Consider the following 15,265-nt stretch of genomic DNA (forward strand, 5'->3'; position numbering starts at 1 on the left):
TGATTCGTTTTAAAAAGCTAAATTCCCCTTCTTTTTTATATAGTATGCCCTTTTCAAACAAAATATTTATACGTAATCCCACTTTATTCATAGAAAACCAGAAAAAAGCGTAAGTTACAATAAAAGAGTCAAGATTAATTTTGACGGTGGTCATCTTTCATCAGATTCGGGACTTCTTTTATACAAAGAATTTGATGAGGAGCTCGGTATTACGAAAACAGTTAAAGAGAAAATTCACGTGTCAGATAACGCCTCTCATCACACCCATTTTAATTATGATGTCATCATGCAAAAAGTATACCAACATTTGGCTGGCTATCATACGGACAACGCAGCCGATGATTTACAAGTGGAACCAACCATGTTGCACATTTTTTCAAAAGAACGATTGGCTTCTCAACCCACCATATCAAAGATAAAGCCCTCACTTGGCTTCACCTGTTGTACGCGATCAAATAGGGATTATATCGTCTCCTGAAATTGACCAATCGTAACTTCGTCTGCCTTGGAGTTTAAACGGGACCAAACGAAGGGCTTTCATCCTTTATTTTTAATCGTTGGGGTGACAGGCGATCGTAAATAATATTCTGAATACTCTTTTAAAAAATACTCCACATTATATAAAATATGTTATACTTTTACTTAGTAAAAAAGGAGGTACAAGTCCAATGGTAAAAAAATAAAATGGGAAAATCTTAAATTATTTTATCAATTTTAGAATAAACATGTAGATTTTCTCTTCCATAGAATTAATATATAGAATAGAGGAGATATAACATGTTAAATAAATTAAGTGATACTATTTATTATTTATCTAATCAAGATGATAGGGAACGACCAACATTAGGATTGGTATGTGGGGACCAATATAGTCTAATAATAGATTCTGGTAATTCTACTCAGCATGCTAAAGATTTTTTACTAGAAATCGAAAAGCTAAATGTACCACCTGTTAAATATATGGTTATTACACATGCTCATTGGGATCACTTCCTTGGTATGAATGAATTTGATGCAACTGTTATAGTTAATAGTCAAACCAGCGAAAAGATACAAGAATGGCAAAACTATACGTTTGATGATAGTTCACTCCAAAAGTATGTGAATACTAATCAGATGAGTGCTATGTGTATGAAGATTATACAAGCTGATATGCCAAACAGGAATAGTTTTAAATTGAACTCACCAGATGTAATTTTTGAAAATACATTAACTATTGATTTAGGAAAAAAAGTTTGCATACTTGAAAGAATCAAAAGCACTCATTCTGATGATTCTACAATCGTTTATATTCCTGATGAAAAAGTTGTTTTTTTAGGTGATTGTGCATATGGTACAACCACAAATTCATTATTTCATTACAAGCAATCGTTGTTATTGCCTATGATTGAAGACATTCAAAAATATAATGCTGAAATGTTCTTACTTGGTCATGAATCTATCTGCGATTCAGAAGAAATGAATATTTATTGGAAAGAGTTAACAACAGCAAGTCAAGTTGTAAAATGTACATCACTAGAAAATGCAACAAAGCGCTTTATGGCAGTTAATAAAAGGGACCCTAATGATAATGAACTATTTTTCATAAAAGCATTTGTGAATGACCATATTATTCAATCACAATAATTCTATAGAATACATCAATCAAATATAAACAGTTGCCATCTCATCACAATTGACATGAGGTGGCTTTTAATTAGTCAATAATTGCTTTGACGTATTATTCTTCAATCGGTCCAGTACCATTATTAGCAAACGGATCTTGCGTTGGCTGTTGCGGCTGCCCATGAGAAAACTATTGGTTCTGACCACCATGTTGTATCTGGTTTTAATTTACAGTTAGTGCAATTCAAATAACAAGGTTCGGCCCAATTGAATACAATTCACTGATTCCAAATGACTCATGTACACTTATATAACTGTTTAGGAATAGCTTTCTTATTAATTTCAACCTTTTTAAGAAACCTGACAGTTCAAGAGTTAAATAAGATTTGCAAAGCAGTACAACTTTCGCATGTTTTTTGTAGTTCATCACGCCATACCCATTATTATGTTTATCTTTGAACTTTTCTAAATCTACTTTCATTTCAGACTTTCTTAAGCTCTTTGGAATATCTTCAGCTGCTTCCTCAGCAATCTTTTTCGCAAAATAAGTAGAGATTTGATTGTAAAAATATGAAACACCTTTAAAATTTTTTAATGTTGAGATGCTGCTTGATCCATTTGAAAAACAGTTCAATTGCCCAGCGTGATTTGTATATGTCTGAGATTTCATCAGGCTCAAAATCGAAGCGATTCGTAATTAAACAAAGGATATTCCCCTTTGAATCCTTCGCTTTGAGTAAGCGGAAATAGTTCTCTGCTCGATTTTGTACGGTGCCAATCAACACCATTTGATCCGACCAAACAGCAGAATCTGCAGGGATTTTAAAATCATAAATGTCCCGGATAACCGCATTCTTTATTAATCTCGTAAGGAAAAAGAAACCCTCATCGGTCATGCGATCGAAACGTTCAAAATCCAGGTAGCCACGGTCGAAAACGTACATGCATTCTCGGTCATCTACCCTGACTTCGAGCTGATTGCGATCATGTTCTTTCGCTGTGGTGAGTACCGTTTTTTCGGGGTAAGACGTTCCTTTTTCCATGAACACCAGGCGTAAGGGAAGCTTAACGTCCGCTTTTATTTTACGAAATTCAGCCCATTGATGGTTCGTTAAATTGAGGGGCAAGGAGCTAAACCCCTACCCCACTGTTCGGTTATATTCCTCTGTCAAACGCTCATCACAAACATTTTCGTAAACACCACGAGGATACTTTCCAAAAACTTCGAGCGTATCAATCATTCCTTCACGTCCGACGTGCGTTAGTTCCAAATCATCTCACCTCAGTAACCGTTTTGTTGACATTGCTTATTGATCTCGTACTTTTTCCAGAAGGCTTGTTACAACTTAAATTCCAATTAATTTGAATGTCTTACAATCTAATTAATAGTGAAAATATTCATATAAAGTTATAATTGTCGTATCTTAAAAATCAAAGGAGTTTTGTCTTATGAGTCAAAGAGTTCCCTATTATACTGTTGCACCTGATGGGCTGAAAATCATGATGGATATGGAGAAGTACACAAAAAAATGTACTATTAATCGAACTACTAGAGAACTTATTAAAATTAGAGTTTCTCAAATTAACGGTTGTGCTTTTTGTATAGATACTCATACATCCGATGCTCGTAAGATGGGTGAAACCGAACAACGAATTTATTGTTTAAATGCTTGGAATGAATGTACTTTTTATACACTTGAAGAAAAAGTTGCTCTAGAACTATCTGAACATATTACTTTAATTCCTACTAAAAGAGTTCCTGAAGATCTGTATAAGCGAGTACGTGAACTGTATAACGATAGAGAATACGTTGACCTTGTGCTAATCATCAATCAAATCAACAGTTGGAATAGAATTTCTATTGCAATGGGAAATATAGCAACCGAAAAATAATCCCTCTCAACGAGCACCTTAAGGTGTTCGTTTTTTCCTTTTACTTCGCATCATTCTTCAACTAAGCCTTATCTTAGAAAGGTAAATCAGATTCATCAACATCTATCGGCCCACCATTATTAGCAAAAGGATCATCATTCGTTCGTGTTTGCGGTTGTGTATTCTGTCCATATTGTCCCTGTGGTGCATTTTGCTGTTGCGGTTGAGTTATTTGTATTACTTTGTCCGTTTGAGCTGTCCTGTGCCCCTCTAGGTTCTAAAAACTGAACGCTATCTGCAACAACCTCAGTTATATATACACGTTTACCATCTTGGCCTTCATAGCTACCTGTTTGAATAAGGCCTTCAATCCCTGCAAGACTGCGCTTCTTCAAGAAGTTTGCTGTATTCTCGGCCTGTTTTCTCCAAACAACGATATTAATAAAGTCTGCTTGATGCTCACCTTCAGTACTTTTAAAAAAAGCCACACGGTTAATGTGACTTTTGATTATTATAAATCAAGCTTTATAAATAACGATGGCCATAAATGAACCTACAGCACAACTTTGGTTACCTGCACCAGCTAGTTTAATATCCACCAATTGACTTTCCTTGATGTTTTCACTTAAGAATTCATTTAATTTTTCTTCCATGGTAGATTCATCAGAAGTTTTAATTTCTTTAGTTTTCAGCATTTTGAAACACCTTCCAATCTAAATCTTATATCGAAAGGACATGCTATGTATTTAAGCCTAGCTCTAAAGTATTTCACCCTCAAACAAACGAACATCCTCCAATAAGGGGAAATCAGCATAAGACGTTCGCTTATGTCAAAGTAAAAAAGCACCCCGGAGGATGCTGAGTGTTTCGTTGTAATTAAGATCTAATTGGGCAGTTACCTTTATTATCACACTTCGGCGGAGGACTACCACCACCACCTTGTTCATTCATTGCGCTTGCACCTCCAGCAAATGATAAACTCAAAACTAGTAGAGCGCCAGCGATAGAAAGCATTGACTTCTTCTTTTTCATTAATATCACCTCCACCCAATTATTTTTTACCACATTTGTTATATTCTAGTTAATTTGTCAAAACCCTTTTTATTATTTTAAATAATTGATATTTCACCCTCAAACAAACGAACATCCTCCAATAAGAGGAAATCAGCATAGGATGTTCGCTTATGTCAAAGTAAAAAAGCACCACGATGAGTGCTTTATCCAAGAATGCCGTGAAATCTAACGGCACCTTTAACTTACATTTTTTTGCTAAAAAGGTAAAAAAATATCTAAACAAGATTGAAACAGCAAGCGTTATCTTCGACGTTTCCCATTAATTTTGTATCCTAGTCAGGCGCTTTAACTTTTTCAAGAATCGCATCAACACCTCTTTTAGACAGTTTTGATCAATTGAGTATTTCCCACAACTTCAAACCCTAATCTTGTGTAATAGTTAAACACTCTCTTATTGGAAGGATTTGTTTCTAATTGAAGAGCTACGATATTATCCATTTTCTCTATACAATTAAGAAAATAAGCACCTATCCCTTTACTTCTAGACTCTTCTTTAACGTAAAGCTCATCTATGAATAGAATGTTTCCACCATACTCGTTACTCCAAAAGTAAACCAGTATTGAATATCCAATAATTTCATTGTTGTTTAATAAAATTATAATCCGAACCTTTTGTGGATTTTTTTTACACTCGTCAATAGTAGAGTTTACTTTCGTGCGGTTCATCAGTTGACCTTCAAGATCTTCGCTGTAGAGGGAACTTGCCATTTCAAAAATTTCATTATAGTCAGCATCCAAATAATCCCTTAACTTTATATCCATCACTTTATCACCCCCCATCTTAATTTTATAGAGAACGTAATTTTGTAGCCATCATACATATCTGATAAAACTAATAATTTTACAGACATATAAAAAGCCACACCGTCAAGATGTGACCGCCATAAATAAATAGTAAGATAGTATTAGGAATAGTATCAACGATACCGGCCCTGCAATTTTATTCGGAACAAGAAGAATCATAAATATGTATTTCAATATCAACACAAGGATAAGTGGTATCCCTAGGACAATAAATAGTTGAAACTCTAACCCATTTAATACACTGTTATCAAAGTTCGAATCAATTATTTTCACAAAGCACCTCCAGCATAATTATTTCATGCAGAGATAACGTTCACTATAATAAATACAATTATTTACAATATTTATTTGTACATTCCATTTTTGCTGAGTATAAGTTGTCGTTCCTTAAGATCATTATGATACTTAATGGGCGCCTTTTATTTTTAAGAATTCTTAAAAATAAAACTATATTTTGATGTAACATCTCGTCAATAATGCTGTTTCGGATATTTTGAATACTTGTATGACTTAACCCCATATGTCTTCCAATCCATCTCATCGAAAGACCTTCAGGAATCAAAAACAATACTTCAGCTTCACGATCTGTTTGAATATCATCGACTACTTGCTGTACTGAACAAATATTCTCTTCATACTTAGCGATACGCTTTTTGCTTGTACAGCGACTTATGTGATAAAAAATTGCATAACCCATTTCCAAATGTCGTATAATTTGGTGAGGAGTGTGATTTTATTTTGCTAATAAGTATGAAAAAAAAAGATATTGATTTAATAACATGTTCTGATCTTAGTCAAAAATGCTTTGAACCACTTATTGATTTTTATAAAAGAGGAGTCTCAAAAGAAACTAATTTCACTCAATTCAAAGAACAATTTTACAAACAACTATCTGAAGGTCAAAGAGCATTATTTATGTTTTATGTTTATTACAATCACACAAGTAAATCACTTATTGAATTTTATTGGTGGAATGCCTATTATATGGCTCAACCCAAAAGTTGGTTAGCACTCAAAGCCAGCGCTAGGTATTTTAAGGATGAATCCATGCTTTTACTTCTTGAAAAGATTGAACTAGTACTTAAACAACATAATCATCCTAATACATTAGAAGCCTTTACTGTCACACGTGAGGAACTAGGCAAAAACAAAGAACTTCAAGCTTCTATCAGACCTCTCCATATCATATTTGAAAATACATCTCCACTAACTATTAGAAAAATAAATGACTTCATTGAAAAAAATATACATGAATTTGTTGAAATTGGGGACTAGATTTTATTACTTCATCTAAAGGCGATTCATGTTGTATCGGACGTTGACTTGGTTGAACGTTCTCGATATGGCATGTCCTTTAAATATTTCTTAGATTTGGCGCCAGAAGATGACGTCATTGATTCAAGCTCTCTCACAAAATTTCGCCGGCTGCGTCTAAAAGATGTCGGTTTATTAGACTTGTTAATTGGAAAAACGGTTGAAAAGAAACTCATTAAAAGTAATACCATAAACCACTTCTCTTTCCCTTTTGTTGTAATACTCTTATATGGTACAATTTACTATATTCGGATGATATATGTAAGTTCATTTAATAAAGGAGAAATTTATATGAAATTAATAGCAGGTACTATTTCTTTATGCTTTTCATTTTGCCTTTTCATTTTTTTGAGTTTATTAAAAAATTTTTCTTCCGGTGCTTATACAGTAGACTATCAAGCTTTCCCAATCATACTCACGCTGCTATCTATTATATTTTTTTGGTTAGAGATGAAAGAGAAATCAACTAAAAATTAAAAAGAGTAGTAATACTGACTGGCGTAGGGAACTTGTTGAACAACTCTAGTTAAAAACAAAAAGGAGTAGCATTCGCGTATTTTCATTTGGTCTCTTAGCATTAGCAATGTTTGGCTATATGAATGTAGTATCTTTTTTTAGTCTCGCAGGGCTTTATTTAATATGCCAAGCTTACTGGGGATATCAATTCATAATGAATACTACGAAAATGTAGAAAAATGAATATTTGTTAAAAGGTCTATTCATTATTACAATTACAAACGAATTAAGGCAAAACTAAAAGGCTTGAGCCCGGTACAATACCGTGCTCAAACCAAAACAGCTGCTTAAAATATCTGTCTAACTTTTTGGGTTGACTACATACTCCAATCCAAGTCTCTTCTTTACTTCATTCACTTTTATTTCGAAAAGCAACTTTTGAATAGTGTAATTCATTATAAGCTTCTCGAGTTCTTACAGTGACTTCATGAAATATTCATAAGTATTTCTAGTATCTTCTAACCCTTTCAGTAGTTGCATACCTAACATACTCTTAACATCTCTTAGATCTTTTTAATTCTTTATCTATGAAAGTACGTTTAGTGTGCACCTTTATTATTTTGTCACACTCTTCTTCCCATATGTCATAAATCGCCACACTTTTTCCAATGGTCCCATAGGAAAGAACTTGAACCAGACAATACTAAAAATTATTTGAATAACATAAATCAATATTGCGATATAGACAACATCCTTTGGCGAAACAACCTCGAGACCTATAAGTGAAATGATTGTCGTTCCTATAATGCTCTGTGCAATATAATTTGTAAATGCCATTTGACCGACGCGTGCAATTGGTCTTAGTAATTTCACAACAAGTTTATTTTCTAACAATAAAAATAATGTTGATAAATAAAACAATGTTGCTGGGATTGCTCCTAATTCAATAATGAATTTCACATTATGATCCCCACTTTGTAAAGCATTCCAAATCCATATAGAGAAAACAATGAACAATACACATGTACCAATTTGTATCCATCTAATCTGTTTGGATAATCTTTTTATCTGTACAAACCAATTTGCTTTAGCGGTTAAAAAACCTGCTAAAAACATGATAAAGATTAGTATTAAATCATTAGAAAAGAAATCTAAGATAGGGGCGATTAATTTGATAGATGGCAAGAAAATCTTCACTATCAAAGAAACTATGTAAATAGTTACAGAACCAACAAGCCACTTTTTAAGTGTGGAAACCTTTGTGCGATAAAAAGGAATTAGAATTAATCCAACAATTGAGTATATTGGTAGAATTGTGCCCCAAAAAATAAACATATGAATAACTCCAAGAAGTAAGAGGGCTAGTAAACGTCTTGCCATTCTCCATCTAGGTTTATCTCCACGACTTTCCGCTCTTGAAGTAAAAATATATAGGCCTGCTCCAAATAGGAAAGAAAAAATAGAAAAGAACTTTTTTTCCACTAGTATTGTTATCAATGTACTAATGATTCCATTAATGCCACTATAGTCTGGTAAGGGGTCTCCTTCTATAATAACGTTAAACGCTGCTACATTAATAAGCAGTATGCCAAAAAGAGCAAGTCCGCGAATAATGTCCAATGAGATAATTCTTTCTTTTTGTGAAATGGATGGATTCATTGTATTTCTCCTTTGAAATTTATTTATTTCTGCATATTTGTCAGTATAATTTACCAACCTTACATTATATTAATGCCAACCTTACAGAAACCTTAAAACAATAATGAAAACTAGCACAACTCCACAATTATCCAATGATTTAGGTTTTAAAGTAAGACTATGTAAATCCCGATTTTTGAATTCAAAAAGAAAGGAACCACTTACTCCAGCTGCCAACTGAAAAAGTAAGAGATTCCTATCGAATCAAACATATGCTTGTAAAAGTCAATGCATCGAACATGATTTCCTATTAATCGAATCAATATTCAGTACCGGCAAAGTACCAATGAAAGAAAGTAGGATTAGATGATCATTTATGGATTTAATACAACACGGAACTCATCACGCAACACCCTATAAGTCATGCAAAATTAAATTATCAGGAAGCACACTATCAAGAGGCATTAAATATTTCCATGCTTGAGATCGCGTTTTACATCACGTAACTGTGTTGACAATCATTGGCATCTCGTCTCGAAGGAAGGATCATTTAGCGAAAGTGTACAATTGGCGTGTATTTTCACACAGTTTCAAACTAACTATTTTGTAAATAAATTACTTTTTTCGAGAGCAGCCGTAGCCAATGGTCATTTTCCTTTTGGACAGCAAATGTGATGTTCTTGGCAATGCATGGACGTTTATTCGGATTTCGTTGGGGCGTCCAGCTTGATACTATTTTTTCTTTCATAGCACACCTTCACCTCTTTTTTTGACTTCTTATAGGATATGCAGATTCTGAAAAATTAGCCAAAAAAAAGAGAAGGCATTATTTCTCACCTTCTCTAGCTCTTATAAGGATCTTTGAATGACCGCACGATCTTCTGCTTTCATGCGTCCGATGGAACGAGTCATATTAACTGTTGTTGGTCGTTTGTTTGGATTTCTTGGAGGCACATTTATACCATGTCGGGAAGTACTTTTAGTCTCCTCAAGCTTTACTTGTTTTTTTGGGGTATTGACTGACATCTCTTCCACACTCCTTTTCTTCTGTTTTCATCATAACATATGTGGATTAACGTTTCCATTTCCCTTAGTTTCTTGGACTATAATTAAACTACTTCTTCAGCTTCGTCTCGTTCACTTGGCTCGGATGCGAGCTCATTTTCATTCAATAATAACCACGTATCCAGTGTGTAGAGCATATTCAATAGAAGAGAAGCATCAGCACCGGTTACTTCTCCATCTTTTTTGCTGGATATGACAAAGAGGAGGTTAAAATACTCACCAAAATAAGGAAACAATACATAGGTACCTTCTTTGCCGATTATCTCTATATTTTCTCCATCCTTCAAGGTATTAATCACCATTCGTTTCCTCATACCGACCCCACGAATGCTAAAATTGTGGTCTTCTCGAATTTTTTCATAAGCATTCTTGATATTTGACACAAACACGCTGTTATCATTAGAAGATTCCACATAATACGAGTATAGGTCCAATCCAAATGAGGATGTGAACGTTTTTAAATACAACAAAACAAATTCCTCGTACTTATCAAAGCTGAAATCAAATTCATCAACCTGCCATGGTGCCAACGATTTTGGCATCGTTTCATTGACTTTAATCAATTTCTCGCTCAATTCAATGAAGGTGCCGCGGTTTTTATTGATGGTTTGTACCAATTCCTCTTGCTTTAATTCATTCGACATAAACTTCGTGATGTCTGGAGTCTGGTATACAAACAAATCAATGATAATCACACCAAATACAAGTGCAACCAATCCTTTAATTTCACTGACCGGGAATGCTCCAAAAACCCACAGAAAAAATCCCATGATAACAATTGAACTGTAGTAAATTTTTCGAATTCCCATACGATGTTTTAAGTAAAATTCACGATTCCATATGTACATGCCGACACTACAAGCTATTTCCACAAGCAATAACGATAGAATAAGTACGGTATACCATTTAACTTCCAATCAAACCCCTCCAGACACCCTATTATACTACATATTTTCCATTTATTTAATAATTAGTTTTGTAGTTTTTGGATATGAGAGAGTAGATTTTTGGAGGAGGAATTTTTGACATATTGATTATCAAACAAAAATACTCAAACTGGGCTAGATGATTTCACCTAACAATCGGAGAAACATCACTAAGTATAGGATCAGGTTGAAGATACTGAACTATTTATACGTTCAATAAAGAACAATTATTCATTTGAACTGAATATCGCCTAGTCTAATTTTAAAAATATATTACTTAATACCGTTTATAATAGCTCCAGAACGCACCTTTAAGGTATTTTTAAATCGCTTTTTGAAAGCCAATCAACATTTTTAAAAGTAACTAAAACTGGCAATCGTTCTTTATCTTTTCTATATAAAAGCCCAAATATTTATTAGTTTCTTATAAAGTTTGATTAAAACACGCTTTTAATACATTCAAAAGGACCCTTCTTTTATAAAAAAGTTTGATCATATCTGTGCATCTTTATTCCGGCTAAGCGCCCTTTAAATGAAGATCTTTCTTACATATCCATGCAGTACTGATACTCGAGAATAACCCTCTTTAACAAAATAATGCGTGTGGTTCATACCATACGGGCTTTAGTATTTCAAAATCTTTATGGTCTTCCAACATATTATGTAATCGTTCAATCATTTCATCTAGTTCGCCAGGTGCAAACCGTAACGACCAAATTACTGATGAAAAGACAACCATAGCAGCATAGATAGAATATAGCATCCAAAAATCTTCTAGGATATCGTCATTAAAATAGCCTTTGATTTGACCAATTGCAAATGGGACACTCGATTCTCTTTGTAGTAGACCTACTTTTACAAAGTCGTGAAGTGGGTCCCCCCAATCAAAGTTATCGAAGTCAATTACCCCTGCATACTTTCTGTTATTCACAATGATGTTTTCTAAGTGAAAGTCATCGTGCTGAAATTGATTGGGGCGTTCTTTTAAAAAATGCTTATTTTCTTCAATAAAATTTATAATTTTATCGTCATTTTTAATTTTTATCCCGCAAGATTTATACGCTTCAAGGTAGCGATAATGCTTTTTCATCGCTCGCTCATACCAAGGTTTTAATGACGAAGATGCCTCAAGTAAATGCATCCTAGATAGTTGTATTCCAGCTTCTATTCCAATCTTGTATTGTTCTTTTTCGGTAAGATTTTGTAGTGTCTCTTTCACATCAACACCATCAATATATGAATAAATACTATAGGAAGCGTTTAATTCATCAAGAGCACCTATATCAATTGGCTGCGGACATTGAACATTATAATATTGCATCTTTTTCAGTATTTGAAACTCAGTTTTTTTCTTTTCATACCCTTTCATATCTCCTATCCGTAATAAATACTTTCTATCATCAAAATAAACTACATATTTTTCATCTGAAGAGTACCCTTTCGATAACTTTTCAATTCTATTAGCCCTTTGTAAAAGAACTAAATTTTTTTGAAGAGTTTGAAGAACTTCCCTCATAGTCCACCTCCATTATTTCTCTTTTTCATCATTAAATTTGAGCTTTTTTACTCCACAATCCTGCCATTTATCTTAATAACAATTATTTCAAACTTCTATCATTTTCACATTGATTAATATCGCTTAAGTTGAGTATGTAGCCGGCTATACCAGAACCGCTCACTCTTGTAACTTACTTCTACCTATCTTCCATATTTCCTGCTTAATTTTCACTCCTCTTTCATTTCAACTATTTTTCCAATTACATTACATATTTGATACAAAAATAAAAAGGGGTTGTTGTTTACGCTAATGAGCGCTTGCAACCCCTCTTGTACCAATCAATTTATTAGTCTCCACCATCGCAAGAAGATCCTGAATCAGAGGAACCCGAACTGGACGATGAACTGCCACAAGAATCTGATGAATCACTAAAAGTTGAAGCAAAGAATCCTAGATTTGTTACATCATTATTGCTTCTAGCCCTAGATGAACCCGCTCCTCCCTTTTGGCGATTACTTTTATTTTCCTTACTTTTTTTGTTGAATGGCCACATATGAAACACCCCTTTTTTAATTAGTTCACTCTAACGCAATCAAACTAGTTTTACTCTCTAGCATATGGTCCTGTAATAGAAATTTTCAAGATTGTTTCTGTGATTTCTTCTAGCGTATGCTTATTTTGATTTTCCAACCACGCGTGAATCACTTCGAAAAAAGCACCGTCGTATATGGAATCAGTATATCCCAAGGAACAATGGTGATAAATTCAGATTCTTAGGCTGCAACTAGCCCTTCTTCGACAAATGATTTTATAATATGCTTGAATTCACTCGCAAATTTCGTCTTGCAATATTTCACCAAAAAAATCCATAATAGTCATTATTATCAACAATATACTTAAAGACTACCATAGTATTCGGCAAATTGCCTGAGCACATCTTAAATACCATTCTTTCCTCAATTACAAATTTATCCACCAGTTCATTAATGGATGAGTAATGATTTTAAAAATCTTTTGGCGATTTCAAAATATTGTATCGGCTGCATTTAGTATTAATTCCATTGTCCAACCATAATTTCAAAACTCTAGTTGATAACGAACGGCTATCAAAAAGCGTTTTGCTTACCGCAGTTTCATCATTTTGTTTTCCATTTTTATTGAAAATTAAATTACATAAAAGGTAATAATTTGAATATATTTTCACCAACTTTTGCACATCATATTCTCTTATAGATAAAGTAAATCTCCTTTTAAATACCTTTTCTTTATTCTACTTTTATCCAAAATTTTAAATAGGTCAATAGTTGTGTTTTACAAAAAATAATCCTCTCATATTTCAAGGAGAAAATATCATGATAAAAAAGACAAAAACCTTTATATATTAGTACTTTCAGTATAAAAAGGAGAAATGCAATCTAGTGAAAATTCTACTATATCTATTAGTTCCAAACACGGACATCATTTGATATGAGTGATAGAAAACGATATAGTAATAAAGTAAACACTCTTTTTTACCCTTAAAAAAATCCCTGATTTGATGTTGTTTTTCCTCTTTTTTCTTTATCCTCTTCACTAAAAAATATCAGCATTTGGTAAAAATTAGAGCTAAGCAAGCAGAAATAAATCTATGAATTTCCATCTCCACTATCAATAAATTGGAAATTCAAGTAAGAAGGATTGAATTAGTCATCTTCGCACATGATAAATCAATAACTTTCTTTTTACTTTTAGAGATAATTACTTTCCTGAATAGCTATTTCATGACTGCTTCTGTTTTCAAAAGAAAATTTAAGAACGAGGTGTTTAAATGGATCCATTTGTAGAAGTAAGAAACGTATCAAAGATTTTTGGTAAGTCTCCCAAAGCAGCACTGGAGCTTTTAGAATTAGGTCGTTCTAAAAAAGAAATTTTGAAAGAGACTGGACAAACTTTAGGCGTAAATAAGGTGAACTTTAGTATTTATCCTGGAGAAATCTTCGTTATTATGGGTTTGTCTGGAAGTGGTAAATCTACGTTAATCCGTATGTTTAACCGTCTGATTGCCCCAACGATCGGCGAGATCTTAATTGACAATGAAGATATCGTCAAAATGAGCGCTGCCCGTCTAAGAGAAGTAAGACAAAAGAAAATTAGTATGGTATTTCAAAACTTTGCCCTTTTCCCCCACAAAACAATTTTAGAAAACACAGAATTTGGTCTAGAAATCAAAAAAACCCCTAATAATGAACGTCGTGAAAAAGCAATGAGCGCACTTGAAGTCGTTGGACTAAAAGGTTATGAGCATCAATTGCCTTCGCAACTAAGTGGTGGTATGCAGCAAAGGGTTGGTCTTGCTCGTGCACTTGCTAGCGACACAGATATCTTGTTAATGGACGAAGCATTTAGTGCACTTGACCCACTTATTCGCAAAGATATGCAAGATGAATTGCTAGAGATTCAAGAAAACTTCAAAAAAACAATTATCTTTATCACCCATGATTTAGACGAAGCGTTAAGAATTGGCGATCGCATCGCTTTGATGAAGGATGGTAGTATTATCCAACTTGGTTCTCCGGAACAAATCATGATGAGTCCCGCGAATGAGTTTGTTGAGAAATTTGTAGAAGATGTCGATTTATCTAAAGTATTAACAGCTTCTCACATTATGAAACGACCAGAGAAAATTGGTATCGATAGAGGGCCAAGGGTCGCACTTGAAATTATGCGGAAAGAAGGTTATTCAAGTATTTTCGTGGTGGATCGTAAGCAAAAACTTTTAGGCGCAATATCCGCTGAACAAGCACGTCAGGCGATAGATCAAAACTTATTGATTTCTGATGTCATGACAACCGATGTACCAACCGTGCCAGTAGATGCGCTCCTTGTAGACTTAATGGATGTTATGGCAACATCTAATCTTCCAATATCGGTGATTGATGAAGAACACAGAATAAAAGGAATTGTTATTCGCGGAGCTGTCATAGGTGCTCTAGCTGGTAACAAAGATTATTTGAACGTATTGGAGAGTGATTAA

16 protein-coding genes and 4 pseudogenes are annotated in these 15,265 nt (G+C 33.8%); 7 read left to right on the forward strand and 13 right to left on the reverse strand.

The window, feature by feature from the left end; translation table 11 throughout:
• Nucleotides 1–85: 85 nt before the first annotated feature.
• Both JFL43_RS23365 and JFL43_RS03050 read left to right on the forward strand, forming a co-directional pair.
• Nucleotides 86–478, forward strand: a complete 393-nt coding sequence (locus JFL43_RS23365; RefSeq protein ID WP_200747996.1) for a transposase — start codon at nucleotides 86–88, stop codon at nucleotides 476–478.
• Between the two features lie 299 nt (nucleotides 479–777).
• The gene (locus tag JFL43_RS03050; protein WP_200747871.1) at nucleotides 778–1,626 is read left to right on the forward strand and encodes an MBL fold metallo-hydrolase; all 849 of its coding nucleotides are present in this window, start codon (nucleotides 778–780) and stop codon (nucleotides 1,624–1,626) included.
• A gap of 563 nt (nucleotides 1,627–2,189) precedes the next feature.
• On the opposite strand, the pseudogene JFL43_RS03055 reads toward JFL43_RS03050, so the two are convergent.
• Nucleotides 2,190–2,738, reverse strand: a pseudogene (locus JFL43_RS03055) (IS4 family transposase); the annotation flags it as partial.
• A gap of 6 nt (nucleotides 2,739–2,744) precedes the next feature.
• Nucleotides 2,745–2,876 carry a hypothetical protein gene (locus JFL43_RS22970; RefSeq protein ID WP_267907744.1) on the reverse strand — a complete coding sequence of 44 codons (132 nt, stop codon included), beginning with the start codon at nucleotides 2,874–2,876 and terminating at the stop codon, nucleotides 2,745–2,747.
• A gap of 178 nt (nucleotides 2,877–3,054) precedes the next feature.
• On the opposite strand from JFL43_RS22970, the gene JFL43_RS03060 reads away from it, so the two are divergent.
• The gene (locus JFL43_RS03060) at nucleotides 3,055–3,498 is read left to right on the forward strand and encodes a carboxymuconolactone decarboxylase family protein (protein WP_200747872.1); all 444 of its coding nucleotides are present in this window, start codon (nucleotides 3,055–3,057) and stop codon (nucleotides 3,496–3,498) included.
• A gap of 73 nt (nucleotides 3,499–3,571) precedes the next feature.
• On the opposite strand, the pseudogene ssb reads toward JFL43_RS03060, so the two are convergent.
• The 6 genes and pseudogenes from ssb to JFL43_RS03090 form a co-directional block, all read right to left on the reverse strand.
• Nucleotides 3,572–3,989, reverse strand: a pseudogene (gene ssb / locus JFL43_RS03065) (single-stranded DNA-binding protein).
• Between the two features lie 6 nt (nucleotides 3,990–3,995).
• Entirely contained in the window at nucleotides 3,996–4,172 is a 177-nt protein-coding gene (locus JFL43_RS03070) for a sporulation protein Cse60 (protein WP_100797437.1), read from the reverse strand.
• 181 nt (nucleotides 4,173–4,353) lie between these two features.
• On the reverse strand, nucleotides 4,354–4,509 hold the full coding sequence (locus tag JFL43_RS03075; protein ID WP_157813028.1) for a hypothetical protein: 156 nt from the start codon (nucleotides 4,507–4,509) through the stop codon (nucleotides 4,354–4,356).
• A 360-nt stretch (nucleotides 4,510–4,869) separates the two neighbouring features.
• A complete protein-coding gene (locus JFL43_RS03080; RefSeq protein ID WP_200747873.1) occupies nucleotides 4,870–5,313 on the reverse strand; it encodes a GNAT family N-acetyltransferase in 444 nt (147 codons plus the stop codon).
• A 105-nt stretch (nucleotides 5,314–5,418) separates the two neighbouring features.
• The gene (locus tag JFL43_RS03085) at nucleotides 5,419–5,628 is read right to left on the reverse strand and encodes a hypothetical protein (RefSeq protein WP_200747874.1); all 210 of its coding nucleotides are present in this window, start codon (nucleotides 5,626–5,628) and stop codon (nucleotides 5,419–5,421) included.
• 58 nt (nucleotides 5,629–5,686) lie between these two features.
• Complete coding sequence (locus JFL43_RS03090) at nucleotides 5,687–6,052, reverse strand: helix-turn-helix transcriptional regulator (RefSeq protein ID WP_200747875.1); 366 nt, start codon at nucleotides 6,050–6,052, stop codon at nucleotides 5,687–5,689.
• A 41-nt stretch (nucleotides 6,053–6,093) separates the two neighbouring features.
• Between JFL43_RS03090 and JFL43_RS03095 the strand changes: the two genes are divergently transcribed.
• The 3 genes and pseudogenes from JFL43_RS03095 to JFL43_RS03110 form a co-directional block, all read left to right on the forward strand.
• Entirely contained in the window at nucleotides 6,094–6,630 is a 537-nt protein-coding gene (locus tag JFL43_RS03095; RefSeq protein WP_200747876.1) for a hypothetical protein, read from the forward strand.
• Between the two features lie 9 nt (nucleotides 6,631–6,639).
• Nucleotides 6,640–6,861, forward strand: a pseudogene (locus JFL43_RS03100) (transposase); the annotation flags it as partial.
• 525 nt (nucleotides 6,862–7,386) lie between these two features.
• Nucleotides 7,387–7,476: pseudogene (locus tag JFL43_RS03110) on the forward strand (IS3 family transposase); the annotation flags it as partial.
• A gap of 264 nt (nucleotides 7,477–7,740) precedes the next feature.
• Here JFL43_RS03110 and JFL43_RS03115 read toward each other — a convergent pair.
• From JFL43_RS03115 to JFL43_RS03135, 5 genes are all read right to left on the reverse strand, one after another.
• Nucleotides 7,741–8,784, reverse strand: a complete 1,044-nt coding sequence (locus tag JFL43_RS03115; RefSeq protein WP_200747878.1) for a DUF418 domain-containing protein — start codon at nucleotides 8,782–8,784, stop codon at nucleotides 7,741–7,743.
• Between the two features lie 828 nt (nucleotides 8,785–9,612).
• Nucleotides 9,613–9,789 carry a hypothetical protein gene (locus JFL43_RS03120; RefSeq protein ID WP_200747879.1) on the reverse strand — a complete coding sequence of 59 codons (177 nt, stop codon included), beginning with the start codon at nucleotides 9,787–9,789 and terminating at the stop codon, nucleotides 9,613–9,615.
• An 83-nt stretch (nucleotides 9,790–9,872) separates the two neighbouring features.
• Nucleotides 9,873–10,745 carry a type II toxin-antitoxin system SpoIISA family toxin gene (locus tag JFL43_RS03125; RefSeq protein WP_200747880.1) on the reverse strand — a complete coding sequence of 291 codons (873 nt, stop codon included), beginning with the start codon at nucleotides 10,743–10,745 and terminating at the stop codon, nucleotides 9,873–9,875.
• Nucleotides 10,746–11,340: 595 nt separating this feature from the next.
• Nucleotides 11,341–12,270, reverse strand: coding sequence for an aminoglycoside phosphotransferase family protein (locus tag JFL43_RS03130; protein WP_200747881.1), 930 nt, complete (start codon nucleotides 12,268–12,270; stop codon nucleotides 11,341–11,343).
• A 328-nt stretch (nucleotides 12,271–12,598) separates the two neighbouring features.
• On the reverse strand, nucleotides 12,599–12,805 hold the full coding sequence (locus JFL43_RS03135) for a hypothetical protein (protein ID WP_200747882.1): 207 nt from the start codon (nucleotides 12,803–12,805) through the stop codon (nucleotides 12,599–12,601).
• Nucleotides 12,806–14,059: 1,254 nt separating this feature from the next.
• On the opposite strand from JFL43_RS03135, the gene JFL43_RS03140 reads away from it, so the two are divergent.
• Nucleotides 14,060–15,265 (forward strand): quaternary amine ABC transporter ATP-binding protein, encoded by a 1,206-nt coding sequence (locus tag JFL43_RS03140; RefSeq protein WP_200747883.1) that lies wholly within the window; start codon nucleotides 14,060–14,062, stop codon nucleotides 15,263–15,265.

Origin of the sequence: Viridibacillus soli (genome assembly GCF_016612995.1) — a bacterium.
GTDB classification, from domain to species: Bacteria; Bacillota; Bacilli; order Bacillales_A; family Planococcaceae; genus Viridibacillus; species Viridibacillus soli.

Bases quoted from the DNA above. Each gene is read 5' to 3' on its own strand.
- JFL43_RS03050 (WP_200747871.1), top strand. From the start codon at position 778: ATGTTAAATAAATTAAGTGATACTATTTATTATTTATCTAATCAAGAT.
- JFL43_RS03060 (WP_200747872.1), top strand. From the start codon at position 3,055: ATGAGTCAAAGAGTTCCCTATTATACTGTTGCACCTGATGGGCTGAAA.
- JFL43_RS03070 (WP_100797437.1), bottom strand. From the start codon at position 4,172: ATGCTGAAAACTAAAGAAATTAAAACTTCTGATGAATCTACCATGGAA.
- JFL43_RS03075 (WP_157813028.1), bottom strand. From the start codon at position 4,509: ATGAAAAAGAAGAAGTCAATGCTTTCTATCGCTGGCGCTCTACTAGTT.
- JFL43_RS03080 (WP_200747873.1), bottom strand. From the start codon at position 5,313: ATGGATATAAAGTTAAGGGATTATTTGGATGCTGACTATAATGAAATT.
- JFL43_RS03090 (WP_200747875.1), bottom strand. From the start codon at position 6,052: ATGGGTTATGCAATTTTTTATCACATAAGTCGCTGTACAAGCAAAAAG.
- JFL43_RS03115 (WP_200747878.1), bottom strand. From the start codon at position 8,784: ATGAATCCATCCATTTCACAAAAAGAAAGAATTATCTCATTGGACATT.
- JFL43_RS03120 (WP_200747879.1), bottom strand. From the start codon at position 9,789: ATGTCAGTCAATACCCCAAAAAAACAAGTAAAGCTTGAGGAGACTAAA.
- JFL43_RS03130 (WP_200747881.1), bottom strand. From the start codon at position 12,270: ATGAGGGAAGTTCTTCAAACTCTTCAAAAAAATTTAGTTCTTTTACAA.
- JFL43_RS03135 (WP_200747882.1), bottom strand. From the start codon at position 12,805: ATGTGGCCATTCAACAAAAAAAGTAAGGAAAATAAAAGTAATCGCCAA.
- JFL43_RS03140 (WP_200747883.1), top strand. From the start codon at position 14,060: ATGGATCCATTTGTAGAAGTAAGAAACGTATCAAAGATTTTTGGTAAG.